The organism is Klebsiella sp. 2019SCSN059, assembly GCF_021739525.1.
GTDB classification, from domain to species: domain Bacteria; phylum Pseudomonadota; class Gammaproteobacteria; order Enterobacterales; family Enterobacteriaceae; genus Klebsiella; species Klebsiella quasipneumoniae.
On sequence record NZ_JAKKOM010000012.1, the window covers coordinates 36,500 to 51,884 of the forward strand.

The following is a 15,385-nucleotide window of genomic DNA, read 5'->3' on the forward strand; positions in this document are numbered from 1 at the left end:
TCGGCCGGTATTCGTTACAATGCGAAACATCTGGAAAAACTCAAAAAAGGATTTTGCACATAATGAATATCGCAATCAATATCATTTGCGTTTATCTTGCGCGAGAAAAGGTAATAAAAATCAATCTATTTTGTGGGGGTAAAGCGAAACGGCGGGCGGTTCCGGCGGCAGAATACCGCCGGAAGCGGGGCGCATCAGGACTCGAGGACCAGCGGCCAGAGACGGAGAGTGGTGTCAGTGATTTGCATCAGTTTGTCGAAATCGGCGCCTTCCCGTGCGCTGATGGACATCCCCTGCAGGACACAGTTGAGAAACTGCGCGAGCTGCGCCACGTCGCGGCCCGCAGGCAGTTCGCCCTGCGCTTGCCGCTGCTGCAGAAACTGGGTTAGCGCCTGCTCCTGCATCGCATGGCGGGATTTGATGGTGTTGGCGATATCCGTCGAGGAGGCGGCCAGCGCGGCGGAGGTATTGATGATAAAGCAGCCGGCCGGCGTCTCTTTGCTGGTAAAGCAGGTGGCGACCGCGGTGAAGTAGTCGCGCAACGCCCGATCGACGGTTTTTCCCTCAGCAAACAGCACGGCTTCGTGCTTCGCGGCAAAGCGCGAAATGTAACGATCCAATACTGCGCGGAACAGTCCTTCTTTATTCACAAATTCCGCATACAGGGTGGGGGCTTTTGCTCCTGTCGCCTCGACCAGATCGGCGAGCGAGGTCGCCTCATAGCCGTGCTGCCAGAAGAGTGTCATGGCTTTGTCCAGCGCCGCATCCCTGTCGAACACCTTCGGTCGGCCACGGCTTTTTTTGGCGCAACTTTGAACGTCAGTTGTCATGATGCCGTTGTACCTATGTTGGTTTGGTGAATGGCCATTATAAAAATAAACGATCGCCGGGGCCAGCGCTGTTGGTTCAAAAATAAATAATTCATATGCGTATGAAAATTAAGCATTTTATAAATAGTTAAACGATCGTTATAAAAATGCGTTGACGTGTGACTTAGATCACATTATTATTTACCTATCGATCGTTAAGTTAATGCTTACGACCCTACTATAAAATTCATCTGCATAGGTATAATAATCATGAAAACCGTTAATACTCTGGCTATTGCCGCCGTGCTTAGCTCCCTCTCTTTCGCCAGCTTTGCCGCTGTTGAGGTGCAGTCCACCCCAGCCGGCCAGCATAAAGTGGGCACCATCTCTGCGTCCGCAGGGACTAACCTGGGGTCGCTGGAAGACCAGCTGGCGCAGAAAGCGGATGAAATGGGCGCCACCTCATACCGTATTACTTCGGTAACCGGTCCGAATACTCTTCACGGTACCGCGGTTATCTACAAGTAAACCCGATGCGTCGCTGCCCGGCCCCCTTCACCGGTCAGCGATGAGTAAGACCCTGTTGTACCCCTGTTTGACCCTTGCCAACAAAAAACCCGCCGTCAGGCGGGTTTTTTGTTTTCTGCAGCGTGAGGTTACAGCGACTGCGGACCAGGGTCGGCATGACGGGTAACGTCAATGGGCATGCCCGAGCGGTAATTCATCGCGCGCTCCATTACCGTACCGTCGGTCTGCGGCGCCTGTTTGAACGCCTTCATGGCCGCGTTAAGCGTAATAGGCAGGGTCTGCGGGTCGTCATCGATATGCTCAGACAGCGGCTGGTGAATTTCGACCAGACGGCGGCCGTCCGGCTCCACCGACGCCTTAATCGGCGTGTTGATAATATTCACCTTCGTGCCCGGCGAGATCGCGTTGTACAGCGCCTTGATATCGTTGTCGCGCAGACGAATACAGCCGGAGCTGACGCGCATGCCGATGCCGAAATCGGCATTGGTGCCGTGCAGGAGATAGACTCCGCCATAGGCGGCAAGGCGGATAGCGTGATGGCCCATCGGGTTGTCAGGACCGGCAGGCACCACCGCCGGCAGCTCAATCCCCATCGCTTTGTAGCGCGCGCGAATGTTAGCGGTTGGCGTCCAGGTCGGATTAGCCCGCTTGTCGGACACGGTGGTGACCATCGTCGGTGTGATGGTGGTTCCGCCCAGTTGGCCGATGCCGATCGGGTAGACGGTCACTTCATTCTTGCCCGGCGGGTAATAGTAGAGGCGCAGTTCGGCAAGGTTGATCACCAGCCCTTCGCGCGGCGCATCGGGCAGCAGCGTCTGCAGGGGGATAGTCAGCACGCTGCCGGCGCGCGGAACATAGGGGTCTACCCCGGGATTAGCCTGCAGCAGGGCCAGAAAGCCGACATTGTACTTTTTGGCAATCGCCTCCAGCGAACCGCCGTTATCCTGCACCACATGGAACTGATTCTGCCCCACCAGCCGGCTGCCCGGCGGGGGAAGGGGCCAGGTGTTAGCGCGCGCAGGCAGCGCCAGCGCGGCAACCAGCGCGACCAGCGCCAGCGCCAGGGGGAAACGGTTTCTCATTACCATAACTCCAAAATATATAACTGGTTATTTTTATATGAAAAAGGAGATGAGATTATGGCGTGAGTCTGTGTGGGGAAATCCAGGCGGATTGCAAAATGTTTGTAAAGATTGCCAGATATGTGAAAAGGGAGATACGGCGTACCGGCCGTATCTCCCTGCGATCAGGCGACGGCGTTCTCTTCCAGCTGGCGCATGAACTGGCGAACCCAATCCATCCGCGTCTTACGCTCCTCGAGATCCTGCATGAACTTCAGGCGCGTCGGCCCGTCCAGGCGGAAGTGCTGCGGCTGCTTCTGCAGCAGGCCGATCAACCACACCGGATTGACGTTGTTTTTCTCGTTAAATTCGATCACGCCGCCTTTTTCATTGCTCTCCAGCTTACGGATCCCCAGCTTCTGCGCTTGCTGACGCAGACGGGCGATATCCAGCAGATTGCGGGCGGCGTCGGGCAGGCGGCCAAAACGATCGATCAGCTCGACTTTGATCTCCTCCAGATCCTGTTCGTTTTTGGCGCTGGCAATGCGCTTATAGAACGACAGACGGGTATTGACGTCGGGGATGAAATCATCAGGCAGCAGGGAAGGCATGCGCAGTTCGACTTCTGTCTGCTGGCTGGTGAGATCTTCCAGCGACGGCTCGCGCCCGGCTTTCAGGGCATCTACCGCATTCTCCAGCAGCTCCATATACAGGGAGAAGCCGATGGTCTCCATCTGACCGCTCTGATCTTCGCCCAGCAGCTCCCCGGCGCCGCGGATCTCCAGATCGTGGGTCGCCAGCGCAAAGCCGGCGCCAAGATCTTCCAGCGAGGCAATGGCTTCGAGGCGCTTTTGCGCATCGGTGGTCATCGCCTTCGGATGCGGTGTCAGCAGCCAGGCATAGGCCTGGTGATGGGAGCGGCCAACGCGGCCGCGCAGCTGGTGCAGCTGGGCGAGGCCAAAGTGGTCGGCGCGTTCGATAATGATGGTGTTGGCGGTGGGAATGTCGATCCCGGTTTCGATGATGGTGGTGCACACCAGCACATTGAAGCGCTGGTGATGGAAGTCATTCATCACCCGCTCCAGCTCGCGCTCCCGCATCTGACCGTGGCCGATGGCGATCCGCGCCTCAGGCACCAGCTCCGCCAGCTTGTCGGCGGCTTTCTGGATGTTCTCGACGTCATTAAACAGGTAGTAAACCTGGCCGCCGCGCAGCGTTTCACGCAGGATCGCCTCGCGCACGACCAGCGCATCGTATTCGCGAACGAAGGTCTTTACCGCCAGGCGGCGCGCCGGCGGCGTGGCGATGATCGACAGATCCCGCATCCCGCTCATCGCCATGTTCAGCGTTCGCGGGATCGGCGTGGCGGTGAGGGTCAGGATATCGACATCGGCGCGCATCGCTTTGATGCGCTCTTTATGCCGCACGCCAAACCGGTGCTCTTCGTCGACGATCAGCAGCCCCAGATCGCGCAGCTTCACTTCGCTCTGCAGCAGCTTATGGGTGCCGATCAAGATATCGATTTTGCCTTCCGCGGCCTGCTCGAGGATCTGCGCCTGCTCTTTAGCGCTGCGGAAGCGGGAGAGCATTTCGATGCGTACCGGCCAGTTGGCGAAACGATCGCGGAAGTTGTCATAGTGCTGCTGAGCCAGCAGGGTGGTCGGCACCAGTACCGCCACCTGTTTGTGGTTCTCCACGGCGAGGAAGGCGGCGCGCATGGCCACTTCGGTCTTGCCGAAGCCCACATCGCCACACACCAGGCGGTCCATGGCCAGCGGCTGGCACATATCGCTGAGGACGGCGTTGATCGCCTGCGCCTGATCCGGCGTGGTTTCAAACGGGAAACCGTCGCAGAACAGCTGATACTGTTCGCGGTCGTGTTTAAAGGCAAACCCGGCTTTCGCCGCGCGCTGGGCGTAGATATCCAGCAGTTCGGCCGCTACGTCGCGTACCTTCTCGGCCGCTTTTTGCCGCGCCCGGGTCCAGGCATCGCCACCCAGCTTGTGCAGGGGCGCGTTCTCTTCCGCTCCGCCGGCGTAGCGACTGATAAGATGCAGGGAGGAGACCGGAACGTATAATTTGGCATCGTTGGCGTAGGTCAGCATCAGGTATTCGCCGGTGATGCCGCCCGCCTCCAGGGTGGTCATCCCCGCATAGCGGCCCACGCCGTGTTCCAGGTGAACGACCGGCTGGCCGATATGCAGTTCGGCAAGGTTGCGAATTAGCGTGTCAGGGTTAATGGTGCGACGGGAATCCTGACGACGGCGCGCTACGCGCTCGCCGAGCAGGTCGCTCTCGCAAATCAGCGCCAGGCCGCGCTGACTGTCGATAAACCCGTGCTCGGCGGCGCCAATCATCAGATAGCGCCCGTTGCCGGTGGCTTCCTCCAGGCGCAGCAGGTGTTTCGGCGCAATTTTGATCCGCGCCAGCATTTCGCTCAGCGCTTCCCGGCGACCCTCGCTTTCAACGGAGAAAATCACCGGACCGGCAAACGCGTCGAGGAAGCGGCGCAGATTATCCAGCGGCGCTTTGTTTTGCGCCTGGACGGCGAGGTCCGGCAGCGTCTGGTAGCCCAGGTTGGTATTCGCTGCTTTTTCGGCCAGGCGCTCGGTTTTCAGCTGAACGCGCGGCCACTTTTTCAGTTCGCTGAACAGCTCATCGCTGCGCAGCCACAGCAGTTCCGGCGGCAGGAGCGGGCGCATCGGATCGACTCCGCGGTTTTCAAAGCGGGCGCGGGCTTCATTCTGGAAACGCTCCGCGCTGGCCTCGAGATCGCCGGTGTTGACGATCAGCGTGCTGGCCGGGAAATAGCTAAATAACGGCGGCAGCGGCTCGCTGAAGAACAGCGGCTGCCAGTATTCGATACCGGCAGGCAGCGTCCCTTTACTGACCTGCTGATAGATATGCTCGGCGTCGCGCTTCACCTCAAAGCGGTCGCGCCACTGACTGCGGAACAGCTCGATGGCGGTCTGGTCGGTGGGGAATTCGTGCGCCGGCAGCAGGTTAATGGCCGCCACTTCCTCCAGCGTGCGCTGGCTGTCGACGTCGAACAGGCGCAGGCTGTCGATTTCATCGTCAAAGAAATCGAGGCGGTAGGGCTGGTCGCTGCCCATCGGGAACAGGTCGAGCAGCGCGCCGCGGGTGGCGTATTCGCCATGCTCCATCACCTGATCGACATGGCGGTAGCCGGCCCCCTCGAGCTGATCGCGCAGCGCATCGCGCGACAGGCGCTGACCCTTTTTCATCACCAGCGCGTGGCCGTGAAGGAAGCTGTGCGGACAGACGCGCTGCATCAGCGTGCTGACCGGGACGATCAGCACGCCGCGCTGCATAGTGGGTAACTGGTAAAGGGTGGCAAGACGGGAGGAGATGATGTCCTGATGCGGCGAGAAGCTGTCGTAAGGGAGCGTTTCCCAGTCCGCCAGCCCCATCACCAGGCTGTCGGTGAACTGCCTGATCTCGTCGTTCAGACGCAGCGCGTTTTGCATGTCAGGCGCCACCAGCACCACCGGGCCCTTGTGGCGTTCGGCCATCTCCGCCACCAGGGTGGCGCAGGCTGCGCCGGTCAACTCGCCAAGCTGGCGCTGGTCACCGGCTTTCACCGGCAATGAGTATCGATATTGTTCAGGCATAGACGGTTTCATGGTCTCTTAGGGATTCGCTCTGCCGATATGGAGGGCAACTCGCTGATATTCAATAGTGAGATTATCCGCGATTGGTCTGGATTCGCCAACCCGAATTGCCATCGCGTGTTGAGTGAAGAAAGGTCAGCGCTGTCGATAAGCGTAAAGATTAATAAGTAAGTACTTATCTATCCGTTTGTATTTGCTTGGTTTTTAGGATTATTGCTAATAAAGTCGTCAGGTATCAGTCATTTACGCTGCCCCTAATCGCTTATATACTCGGGAATCGGCTATCAGCAACCAGATGGATGACATGTACCAACCTGCCGCACTCTTTATCGGCCTGCACTATATGCGCGGGCGCGCAGCCGACCGCTTCGGTCGTTTCGTCTCCTGGCTTTCCACCATCGGTATTACCCTCGGCGTCATGGCGCTGGTGACGGTCCTGTCGGTGATGAACGGCTTTGAACGCGAACTGCAAAACAACATCCTGGGGCTGATGCCCCAGGCCATTCTTAGCGCCAAACAGGGTTCGGTGAATCCCCAACAGCTGCCGGAGCGCGAGGCGAAACTCCAGGGCGTCACCCGCGTGGCGCCGATCACCACCGGCGACGTGGTGCTGCAGAGCGCGCGCAGCGTGGCGGTCGGCGTGATGCTGGGCATCGACCCGGCGCAGAACGATCCCCTGACACCGTACCTGGTGAACGTCAAACAGAGCGATCTGCAGGCGGGCAAATATAACGTGATTCTCGGCGAGCAGCTGGCGGGCCAGCTGGGGGTGAATCGCGGCGATAAAATTCGCGTGATGGTCCCCTCCGCCAGCCAGTTTACGCCGATGGGACGCGTGCCGAGCCAGCGTCTGTTTACAGTCATCGGCACCTTCGCCGCCAACAGCGAAGTCGATGGTTATCAGATGCTGACCAACATCGACGATGCTTCCCGTTTGATGCGCTATCCGCTGGGGAATATCACCGGCTGGCGCCTGTGGCTGGATAAACCGCTGCAAGTGGATACCCTCAGCCAGCAGACGCTGCCGTCGGGCACCCAGTGGCAGGACTGGCGCGAGCGCAAGGGCGAACTGTTCCAGGCAGTGCGTATGGAGAAAAATATGATGGGCCTGCTGCTCAGCCTGATCGTCGCCGTCGCGGCCTTCAATATTATTACCTCGCTGGGGATGATGGTGATGGAGAAGCAGGGCGAAGTGGCGATCCTGCAGACCCAGGGGCTGACGCCGCGACAGATTATGGCCGTCTTTATGGTGCAGGGCGCCAGCGCCGGGATCGTCGGCGCGCTGCTGGGAGCCGTGCTTGGCGCGCTGCTGGCCAGCCAGTTGAATAATTTAATGCCGATCATCGGCGCCTTCCTTGACGGTGCGGCGCTGCCGGTGGCGATTGAGCCGCTGCAGGTCGTCGTGATCGCCCTGGTGGCGATGGCGCTGGCATTGTTGTCTACGTTGTACCCTTCCTGGCGCGCTGCCGCCACTCAACCCGCTGAGGCTTTACGTTATGAATAAGATCCTGCTGCAATGCGACAACCTGTGCAAACGCTATCAGGAAGGCAATGTGCAAACCGATGTCCTGCACAATGTCAGCTTCAGCATTGATGAAGGCGAGATGATGGCCATCGTCGGCACCTCCGGCTCCGGCAAAAGTACCCTGCTGCATCTGCTGGGCGGCCTCGATACGCCCACCTCTGGCGACGTGATTTTCTCCGGCCAGCCGATGAGCAAGCTCTCTACCGCCGCGCGCGCCGACCTGCGCAACCGCGAGCTGGGCTTTATCTATCAGTTCCACCATCTGCTGCCGGACTTTAGCGCGCTGGAAAACGTGGCGATGCCGCTGCTGATTGGCAAAAAGAAGCCGGCGGACATTGAACGTCAGGCGAAAGCGATGCTGCATGCGGTCGGGCTTGAACACCGCAGCCATCACCGTCCGTCGGAGCTCTCCGGCGGCGAACGCCAGCGGGTGGCGATTGCCCGCGCGCTGGTGAACAAGCCGCGGCTGGTATTGGCGGATGAGCCGACCGGTAACCTCGACGCCCGCAACGCGGACAGCATCTTCCAGCTGCTCGGCGAACTGAACCTCGCGCAGCGCACCGCGTTTCTGGTGGTAACCCACGACCTGCAGCTGGCGAAGCGGATGAGCCGCCAGCTGGAGATGCGCGATGGCCGCCTGACCGCCGATCTGACCCTGATGGGGGCCGAGTAATGGCCTCTCCGTTATCGTTATTAATTGCATTGCGTTTCAGCCGCGGCCGGCGGCGCGGCGGCATGGTGTCGCTGATCTCGGTGATCTCCACCATCGGTATTGCGCTGGGGGTGGCGGTGCTGATCGTCGGTCTCAGCGCGATGAACGGCTTTGAGCGCGAGCTGAACCACCGCGTGCTGGCGGTGGTGCCGCACGGTGAAATCGAACCCGTGAACCAGCCGTGGAATAACTGGCAGGAGGCGCTGGCGAAGGTGCAGAAGGTGAAGGGGATTGTCGCGGCGGCGCCCTATATTAACTTCACCGGCCTGGTGGAGAGCGGCAGCAATATGCGCGCCATCCAGGTGAAAGGGGTCGACCCGCAGCAGGAAACCCGGCTCAGCGCGCTGCCCACCTTTGTGCAGAATAACGCGTGGGCCGGCTTCAAGGCCGGCGAACAGCAGGTGATTCTGGGTAAAGGCGTCGCCGATGCCCTGCACGTGAAGCAGGGGGACTGGGTGTCGATCATGATCCCTAACGCCGACGCCGACCATCAACTGCTGCAGCCGAAACGCGTCAGGCTGCATGTGACCGGTATTTTACAGCTGAGCGGCCAGCTCGATCATAGTTTTGCCATGATCCCGATGCAGGATGCGCAGCAGTACCTGGAGATGGGCGGCAGCGTGACCGGCATCGCCATCAAGGTCACCGACGTTTTCCATGCTAACAAGCTGGTGCGCGACGCCGGCGAGGTGACCAACAGCTACGTCTACATCAAGAGCTGGATTGGCACCTACGGCTATATGTATCGCGATATCCAGATGATCCGCGCCATTATGTACCTGGCGATGGTGCTGGTGATCGGCGTGGCCTGCTTCAACATCGTCTCGACGCTGGTGATGGCGGTCAAAGACAAAAGCGGCGATATTGCGGTGCTGCGCACGCTTGGCGCAAAAGACGGCTTAATTCGCGCGATTTTCGTGTGGTATGGTTTATTAGCCGGATCGGTAGGCAGCCTGTTCGGGGTGGTGATCGGCGTGATCTGCGCGTTGAATCTGACGTCAATCATCAACGGCATCGAATACCTGATTGGGCATAAATTCCTCTCCGGCGACATCTATTTTATTGACTTCCTGCCGTCTGAACTGCACTGGCTGGACGTCTTTTATGTGCTGGTGACAGCACTGTTGCTGAGTTTGCTGGCCAGCTGGTATCCCGCCCGCCGCGCCAGCCGTATCGACCCGGCGAGGGTGCTGAGTGGCCAGTAATTTATCGTCATCGTCGGCCTGGCTGACGACACAAGAGGAATTGCTGAAATGTACTATGGATTTGACATTGGCGGCAGCAAGATAGCGCTGGGCGTATTTAATCAGGAGCGGCGGCTGCAGTGGGAAAAACGCGTCGCCACGCCGAAAAGCAGTTATGAGGATTTTCTCCAGGCGGTGGAGGCGCTGGTCCGCGAGGCCGATGCGCGCTTCGACCGGCAGGGGACGGTTGGGATCGGTATCCCGGGGATGCCGGAAACGGCGGACGGCACGCTGTATGCCGCTAACGTGCCTGCCGCCAGCGGCCGGCCGCTGCGCGCCGACCTCAGCGCGCGACTGGGGCGCGATGTGCGCCTCGATAATGACGCCAACTGCTTCGCGCTGTCGGAAGCGTGGGACGATGAGTTTACGCAATACCCGCTGGTGATGGGGCTGATCCTCGGCACCGGCGTGGGCGGCGGCCTGGTGTTGAACGGTAAATCGATTACCGGACATAGCTATATCACCGGCGAGTTTGGTCATATTCGTCTGCCGGTGGATGCCCTGGAGGTGGTCGGGCGTGATTTTCCGCTTCTTCGCTGCGGCTGCGGCCAGCTGGGCTGCATTGAAAATTATCTCTCCGGCCGCGGTTTCGCCTGGCTGTATGAACATTTTTATCAGCAACCGCTTACCTCGCCGGAGATTGTGGCGCAGTGGCAGCAGCACGATCCGCGCGCCCAGGCGCATGTAGAGCGCTATCTCGATCTGCTGGCGGTGTGTCTGGGAAATATACTGACCATTGTCGACCCGGATTTGCTGGTGCTCGGCGGTGGATTATCTAACTTTACGGCCATTAGCGAAGGGCTGGCGCAGCGATTGCCGCGCCATCTTCTGCCGGTCGCCAGGGTGCCGCGCATTGAGCGCGCGCGCCACGGCGATGCCGGGGGAATGCGCGGTGCGGCCTTCCTTCATCTGAGCCATTAACCACAGAGGTAGCTATGCAGTCGCGCCGTTTACATCGATTGAGCCGTTTTCGTCGCAATAAACGTCAGTTGCGTGACCGTCTGCGTCAGCGGATTTTCTTTAGGGAGGACAGGATGAAGCCTGAAGCGATGGCCAAACCGAGAGTGGTGGTGTTAACCGGCGCGGGCATATCGGCGGAGTCGGGGATCAAAACTTTCCGCGCGGCCGATGGCCTGTGGGAAGAGCATAGGGTGGAAGATGTGGCGACGCCGGAAGGCTTCGCCCGCGACCCGGCGCTGGTGCAGGCGTTCTACAACGCCCGCCGTCGTCAGCTGCAGAGTCCGGAGATCGCGCCGAACGCGGCGCATCTGGCGCTGGCGCGTCTGGAGGATCTGCTGGGCGACCATTTTCTGCTGGTCACCCAGAATATCGATAATCTGCACGAACGCGCCGGCAACCGCCGGGTGATCCATATGCACGGCGAGTTGCTGAAGGTGCGCTGTTCGTGGAGCGGCCAGGTGCTGGAGTGGACCGGGGACGTCACCGCAGAGGACAAATGCCACTGCTGCCAGTTCCCGGCGGCGCTGCGTCCGCACGTGGTCTGGTTTGGCGAAATGCCGCTGGGGATGGACGAGATCTACAGCGCGCTGGCCGAAGCGGATATCTTTATCGCCATCGGCACCTCCGGCCACGTCTATCCGGCGGCCGGCTTTGTGCACGAGGCGCGACTGCACGGCGCCCATACCGTTGAACTGAACCTCGAGCCCAGCCAGGTGGGCAGCGAGTTTGCCGAAAAGCACTACGGGCTGGCAAGCGAAGTGGTACCCGCCTTTATCGATAAGCTGCTGCAGGAAAACGCGCTGTAAACTGAATCAGCCTGCCGGGGGTCAGGGCGACGCCCACGGCTTCCGGCAGCGCTGTTGACAAGGATGTCACGTCATGACAGGAGTCAGACCATGCATCATCCCCTGGTCATTGCATCGATCGCCTTGATCGCGGCCATTATCATTGGCGTCTGGAGCCAGCGTGCGCTACCTGAATACGCCGATAGCCGACCGATCCTCTTCCTGCTGTGCCTGTTGATCGGCACCGGCAGCGCGTTGTGCCTGCTGCTGGATGGCTTAGCCCTGCTGTTTACCGGTCAGGTCGCGACGGGCGGTGTGCGGGTATACGGCCCCATGCTGCTGCTGGTGGTGCTGTGGAAACCCCTCAACGGGATCTTCGGCATCATTGAAGATTTTGTGCAACGGCGAGCCAAAAAAGGGAAGGACAAAGACCAGCCCGACGGCGGGCGACGCTGAGCCGCTTTCCTCTGAAGCGCGCATCACGTACTCCAGGCTATCGTCAGTCCCCGGCGGTCGCTCTGGCGATATCGCCCGGACCGGCGCCGGGCAATGCCCTTCATCATATCATTCTCGGCTTCTCCTTTCTGAGCGATTACCCGCGATAATTTTGTGCGTGACCGCTGATTTCCGTACGTTTTTTTGTGCAGACCGGCAAATGTAGACCAGATTCAATAGGCGTCCGCACGTTCGCGCCGCGACCCTGTTCCCCCGCCCGGAAGTCTGTAAAGGAGACCCCGCCATGCCGTCACCGATGATTTATCAGGATCTCACTACCACCGCGCTGCTCAGCCATGCGGCGCAATACCACAGCGAGACGGAGATCGTCTCGGTGGGCGCCGGCGGTGAGAAGGAGCGCAGCAGCTGGGGGGAAGTGGCCAGCCGCGCTCAGCGGCTGGCATCGGCGCTGGCGTCGCTGGGGCTGCCGCCGGGCGCCCGCTGCGCCACCCTCGCATGGAACAATCGCCGCCACCTGGAGATCTATTTTGCCGTCGCCTCCGGCGGCTGGGTGACGCACACCGTCAATCCGCGGCTGTCGGTTGACCATCTGCGGTATATCCTCAACGACGCTGCCGACGAGGTGCTGTTCTTTGACCAGACCTTTTTGCCGCTGGTGGCGCAGCTCCTGCCGCAGCTGCCGACGGTGAAACACGTCGTGCTGATGGCGCCCCGCAGCGAAGCGGCGCTCAGCCAGCTGCCCTCATTGCTGTTTTTTGACGAACTGTTGCAGCAGGGGATGGCAGACTATCGCTGGCCGCCGCTCAATGAACTGACGCCGGCCTCGCTCTGCTACACCTCGGGGACCACCGGCCGACCGAAAGGGGTGTTGAATACCCATCGTTCGCTGGTCCTGCATGCCCTGAGCGGCAATCAGCCGGACGCCGCCGGGATCTCGGCCAGGGATAGCCTGTTGCCGGTGGTGCCGATGTTCCATGTCAACGCGTGGGGGACGCCGTTTATCGCCGCCATGGTCGGCGCGCGGCTGGTGCTACCGGGGCCGCACCTCGATGGCGACAGCCTGCTGCAGCTGCTGGCCGCCGAGAAGGTGACGGTGGCGTTCGGCGTGCCGGTGATCTGGGCCGGTCTGTTGGCGGCGATGCGGCGGTCGGACATGCGGCTGCCTGATTTTAAACGTGCGTTTGTCGGGGGCTCCGCGCTGCCACCGTCGATGATGGAGGCCTTTCAGCACGATTACGGCATTACGCTGATCCACGCCTGGGGAATGACCGAAACATCGCCCATCGGCACCATTAACACGCTGTTGAGCAAACATGACGCACTCCCGGCGCCGGAGCAGCAAAAACAGCGTACCGGTCAGGGGCGGCCTATTTTTGGCATCGAGCTACAGGTGGTGGATGTCGAGGGCGACCCACTGCCGATGGACGGCCAAAGTCAGGGATATCTGCAGGTCAGAGGGCACTGGGTGGTGGAGCAGTACTATGGCCAGGACGAAAGCGCCCTGACCGCGGCAGGCTGGTTTGATACCGGCGATATCGGTACGCTCGACGCCAATGGTTATCTGGTGATCAGCGATCGGGCAAAGGATATCATCAAGTCCGGCGGCGAGTGGATCTCCACCGTTGAGCTGGAGAATATCGCCATCGCGCATCAGGCGGTGCGCAGCGCGGCGGCCATCGCCGCCCGCCACCCGCGCTGGGACGAGCGGCCGGTGCTGCTGTGCGTTCGCGTGGAAGGGGGCGAAGTGGAAGAGAGCGATCTGCTGGCCTGGTTTGAGAAACGGGTGCCCAAATGGCAGATCCCGGACCGGGTGATATTTGTCGATGCGCTACCGGTCAGCGCCACGGGCAAGGTGCTCAAGAATCAGCTGCGCCAGGCCTATGGAGAGATTTTAATGAGTGAGGGAAAATGAGCCACGCGCGACCCGGTCTGACGACCTGCTCTCAGTATGACGCAGCGCTGCACGCCTTGTCGGCGGCGCGCCAGCGCTGGGCGGAGACCTCAGTGAATCGTCGTCTGGCGCTCCTGCGCCAGATCAAGGATGCCCTGGCTTCAATTGCTCCTGCGTGGGTGGAGGCGGCGGCGAGGGCCAAAGGACTACCGCCAGGCGATCCGCTGACGGGCGAAGAGTGGCTGGCAGGCCCCTGCGCGCTGATGGTCGGCTGCAACGGGCTTATCGCCACCCTGGAGCAGCTGGAGGAGAAAACCTTCCTCCGGCGGATCCCGCTGCGGACGCTGGCGGACGGCCGCCTGGCGCTGCGGGTGGTGCCCGGCACGCTCTGGGATCGACTGTTGCTGTCTGGTGTTCGCGCTGAAATTTGGATGCAGCCGGGGGTCACCCGGGCCAATCTCGATCGCTGCGCAGCAGCCGCATACGATATCCCGCCGGCCGCGCGGCAGGGCAAGCTGGCGCTGGTGCTCGGCGCCGGGAATGTGGCCGCTATCGCGCCGCTGGACGTATTACACAAACTGTTTATTGAAAATCAAGTCTGCCTGCTGAAGCTCAACCCGGTGAATGATTATCTGCACGATCTGCTGGCTCAGGCTCTGGCGCCGCTGATCGCCATGGATGCGCTCCGCATCGTCACCGGCGATGCCCAGGCGGGGGCGTGGCTGACCATCCATCCCGCTGTCGATGAGATCCATATCACCGGCTCGCGGGAGAGCCATGACGCTATCGTCTGGGGCGACGGTGAGGCGGCTCGCCAGCGTCGGGCCGCCGGGACGCCGCTGAACCCGCGACGGGTGACCTCGGAGCTGGGCGGCGTCAGCCCTACCATTATCGTCCCCGGTCCGTGGAGCGAGGCGGATATCGCTTTTCAGGCGCAGCAGCTGGCGACGCAGAAGATGAACAATGGCGGGTTTAACTGCGTGGCCAGCCAGGTGCTGATCCTGCAGCAGGGCTGGGAGCCGGCGTCGGCCCTGCTTAATCAGCTGTACCGGCTGATCGCCGCCAATACCCGTCCGGACTATTACCCCGGCGCGGAAAACCGGCTGACTGACTTTCGCCTGCGCGCCCGTCAGCCGCTGGAGATAGCCCGCGGCGACGCGCTGCCGTTGATTGTGGCGAACTCCGAGGATGATCCGGACTTCTGCCAGCAGGAGGTCTTTGGCCCGGGGCTGTCGATCACCCGCCTTGAGGCCGACAGCGCGGAAAGCTTTTTGCGCCAGGCGATCGGCTATGCCAATCAGCGGCTGCAGGGCACGCTGGGGGCCAATATTGTGATCCACCCGCGCACCCGCAAGGCGATTGGGCGTAAGCGTTTTAACGCGCTGATCGCCGAGCTGCGCTACGGCACGGTGGCGATCAACTGCTGGAGCGGGGTGGCCTTCCTGTTAGCTCCCTGCCCGTGGGGGGCGTTTCCCGGCCACAGGCTCGACGATATTCAGAGCGGGCAGGGCAAGGTGCATAACAGCTTTATGCTGGAGAAAACCGAGCGCACGGTGATTGAGGCGCCGTTTCGGCCGTTTCCGCGCAGTCTGTGGCATGGCGAACTGACGCTGATGCCCCTGCCGCCCTGGTTTATTACTCACCGGGGGCAGGAAGCGGTGGCGCAGCGGCTAGTGGATTTTTACCATCGGCCGCGCTGGCGCAAGCTGCCGGCGATCCTCTGGTGCGCGCTGAGGGGCTAAAGTGAGAGCAAAAAAAGGGCGGAACCGCGGTTCCGCCCTG

General features: G+C 60.9%; 15 protein-coding genes. 11 read left to right on the forward strand and 4 right to left on the reverse strand.

The features are described 5' to 3' along the window. Positions 1-19 precede the first annotated feature (19 nt). Positions 20-142: a hypothetical protein gene (locus tag L2I46_RS14330; protein ID WP_004140642.1), complete on the forward strand. Its 123-nt coding sequence runs from the start codon at positions 20-22 to the stop codon at positions 140-142. Positions 143-194: 52 nt separating this feature from the next. Here the strand turns inward: L2I46_RS14330 and L2I46_RS14335 are convergent, their stop codons facing one another. Both L2I46_RS14335 and L2I46_RS14340 read right to left on the reverse strand, forming a co-directional pair. Then, on the reverse strand, positions 195-830 hold the full coding sequence (locus L2I46_RS14335) for a TetR/AcrR family transcriptional regulator (protein WP_023289148.1): 636 nt from the start codon (positions 828-830) through the stop codon (positions 195-197). After that, positions 827-946 carry a hypothetical protein gene (locus tag L2I46_RS14340; RefSeq protein ID WP_044522093.1) on the reverse strand — a complete coding sequence of 40 codons (120 nt, stop codon included), beginning with the start codon at positions 944-946 and terminating at the stop codon, positions 827-829. Before L2I46_RS14340 ends, L2I46_RS14335 begins: the two co-directional genes overlap by 4 nt. 133 nt (positions 947-1,079) lie before the next feature. Between L2I46_RS14340 and bhsA the strand changes: the two genes are divergently transcribed. Then, entirely contained in the window at positions 1,080-1,337 is a 258-nt protein-coding gene (bhsA, locus tag L2I46_RS14345; RefSeq protein WP_002900788.1) for a multiple stress resistance protein BhsA, read from the forward strand. Positions 1,338-1,465: 128 nt separating this feature from the next. Here the strand turns inward: bhsA and ldtC are convergent, their stop codons facing one another. Next, on the reverse strand, positions 1,466-2,419 hold the full coding sequence (gene ldtC / locus L2I46_RS14350; protein WP_023289149.1) for a L,D-transpeptidase LdtC: 954 nt from the start codon (positions 2,417-2,419) through the stop codon (positions 1,466-1,468). Between the two features lie 164 nt (positions 2,420-2,583). Next, positions 2,584-6,030 carry a transcription-repair coupling factor gene (gene mfd, locus L2I46_RS14355; RefSeq protein WP_032452446.1) on the reverse strand — a complete coding sequence of 1,149 codons (3,447 nt, stop codon included), beginning with the start codon at positions 6,028-6,030 and terminating at the stop codon, positions 2,584-2,586. A gap of 39 nt (positions 6,031-6,069) precedes the next feature. On the opposite strand from mfd, the gene L2I46_RS14360 reads away from it, so the two are divergent. The 9 genes from L2I46_RS14360 (at position 6,070) to L2I46_RS14400 (ending at position 15,345) form a co-directional block, all read left to right on the forward strand. Next, positions 6,070-6,201 carry a hypothetical protein gene (locus L2I46_RS14360; RefSeq protein WP_032428740.1) on the forward strand — a complete coding sequence of 44 codons (132 nt, stop codon included), beginning with the start codon at positions 6,070-6,072 and terminating at the stop codon, positions 6,199-6,201. 133 nt (positions 6,202-6,334) lie between these two features. After that, positions 6,335-7,534, forward strand: coding sequence for a lipoprotein-releasing ABC transporter permease subunit LolC (lolC, locus tag L2I46_RS14365; RefSeq protein ID WP_236947965.1), 1,200 nt, complete (start codon positions 6,335-6,337; stop codon positions 7,532-7,534). Next, positions 7,527-8,228 carry a lipoprotein-releasing ABC transporter ATP-binding protein LolD gene (gene lolD, locus L2I46_RS14370; protein ID WP_032452447.1) on the forward strand — a complete coding sequence of 234 codons (702 nt, stop codon included), beginning with the start codon at positions 7,527-7,529 and terminating at the stop codon, positions 8,226-8,228. The genes lolC and lolD overlap by 8 nt, the downstream gene beginning before the upstream one ends. Further along, positions 8,228-9,472 carry a lipoprotein-releasing ABC transporter permease subunit LolE gene (gene lolE / locus L2I46_RS14375; protein ID WP_023289152.1) on the forward strand — a complete coding sequence of 415 codons (1,245 nt, stop codon included), beginning with the start codon at positions 8,228-8,230 and terminating at the stop codon, positions 9,470-9,472. Before lolD ends, lolE begins: the two co-directional genes overlap by 1 nt. Positions 9,473-9,520: 48 nt before the next feature. After that, on the forward strand, positions 9,521-10,432 hold the full coding sequence (gene nagK / locus L2I46_RS14380) for an N-acetylglucosamine kinase (protein ID WP_044522096.1): 912 nt from the start codon (positions 9,521-9,523) through the stop codon (positions 10,430-10,432). Between the two features lie 14 nt (positions 10,433-10,446). Next, positions 10,447-11,277, forward strand: coding sequence for a Sir2 family NAD+-dependent deacetylase (cobB, locus tag L2I46_RS14385; protein ID WP_017898959.1), 831 nt, complete (start codon positions 10,447-10,449; stop codon positions 11,275-11,277). Between the two features lie 90 nt (positions 11,278-11,367). Further along, positions 11,368-11,712 carry a hypothetical protein gene (locus L2I46_RS14390; protein WP_236947966.1) on the forward strand — a complete coding sequence of 115 codons (345 nt, stop codon included), beginning with the start codon at positions 11,368-11,370 and terminating at the stop codon, positions 11,710-11,712. A gap of 283 nt (positions 11,713-11,995) precedes the next feature. Further along, positions 11,996-13,624: a long-chain fatty acid--CoA ligase gene (locus L2I46_RS14395; RefSeq protein WP_044522103.1), complete on the forward strand. Its 1,629-nt coding sequence runs from the start codon at positions 11,996-11,998 to the stop codon at positions 13,622-13,624. Next, positions 13,621-15,345 carry an aldehyde dehydrogenase family protein gene (locus tag L2I46_RS14400; protein WP_236947967.1) on the forward strand — a complete coding sequence of 575 codons (1,725 nt, stop codon included), beginning with the start codon at positions 13,621-13,623 and terminating at the stop codon, positions 15,343-15,345. Before L2I46_RS14395 ends, L2I46_RS14400 begins: the two co-directional genes overlap by 4 nt. Positions 15,346-15,385: the final 40 nt, after the last annotated feature.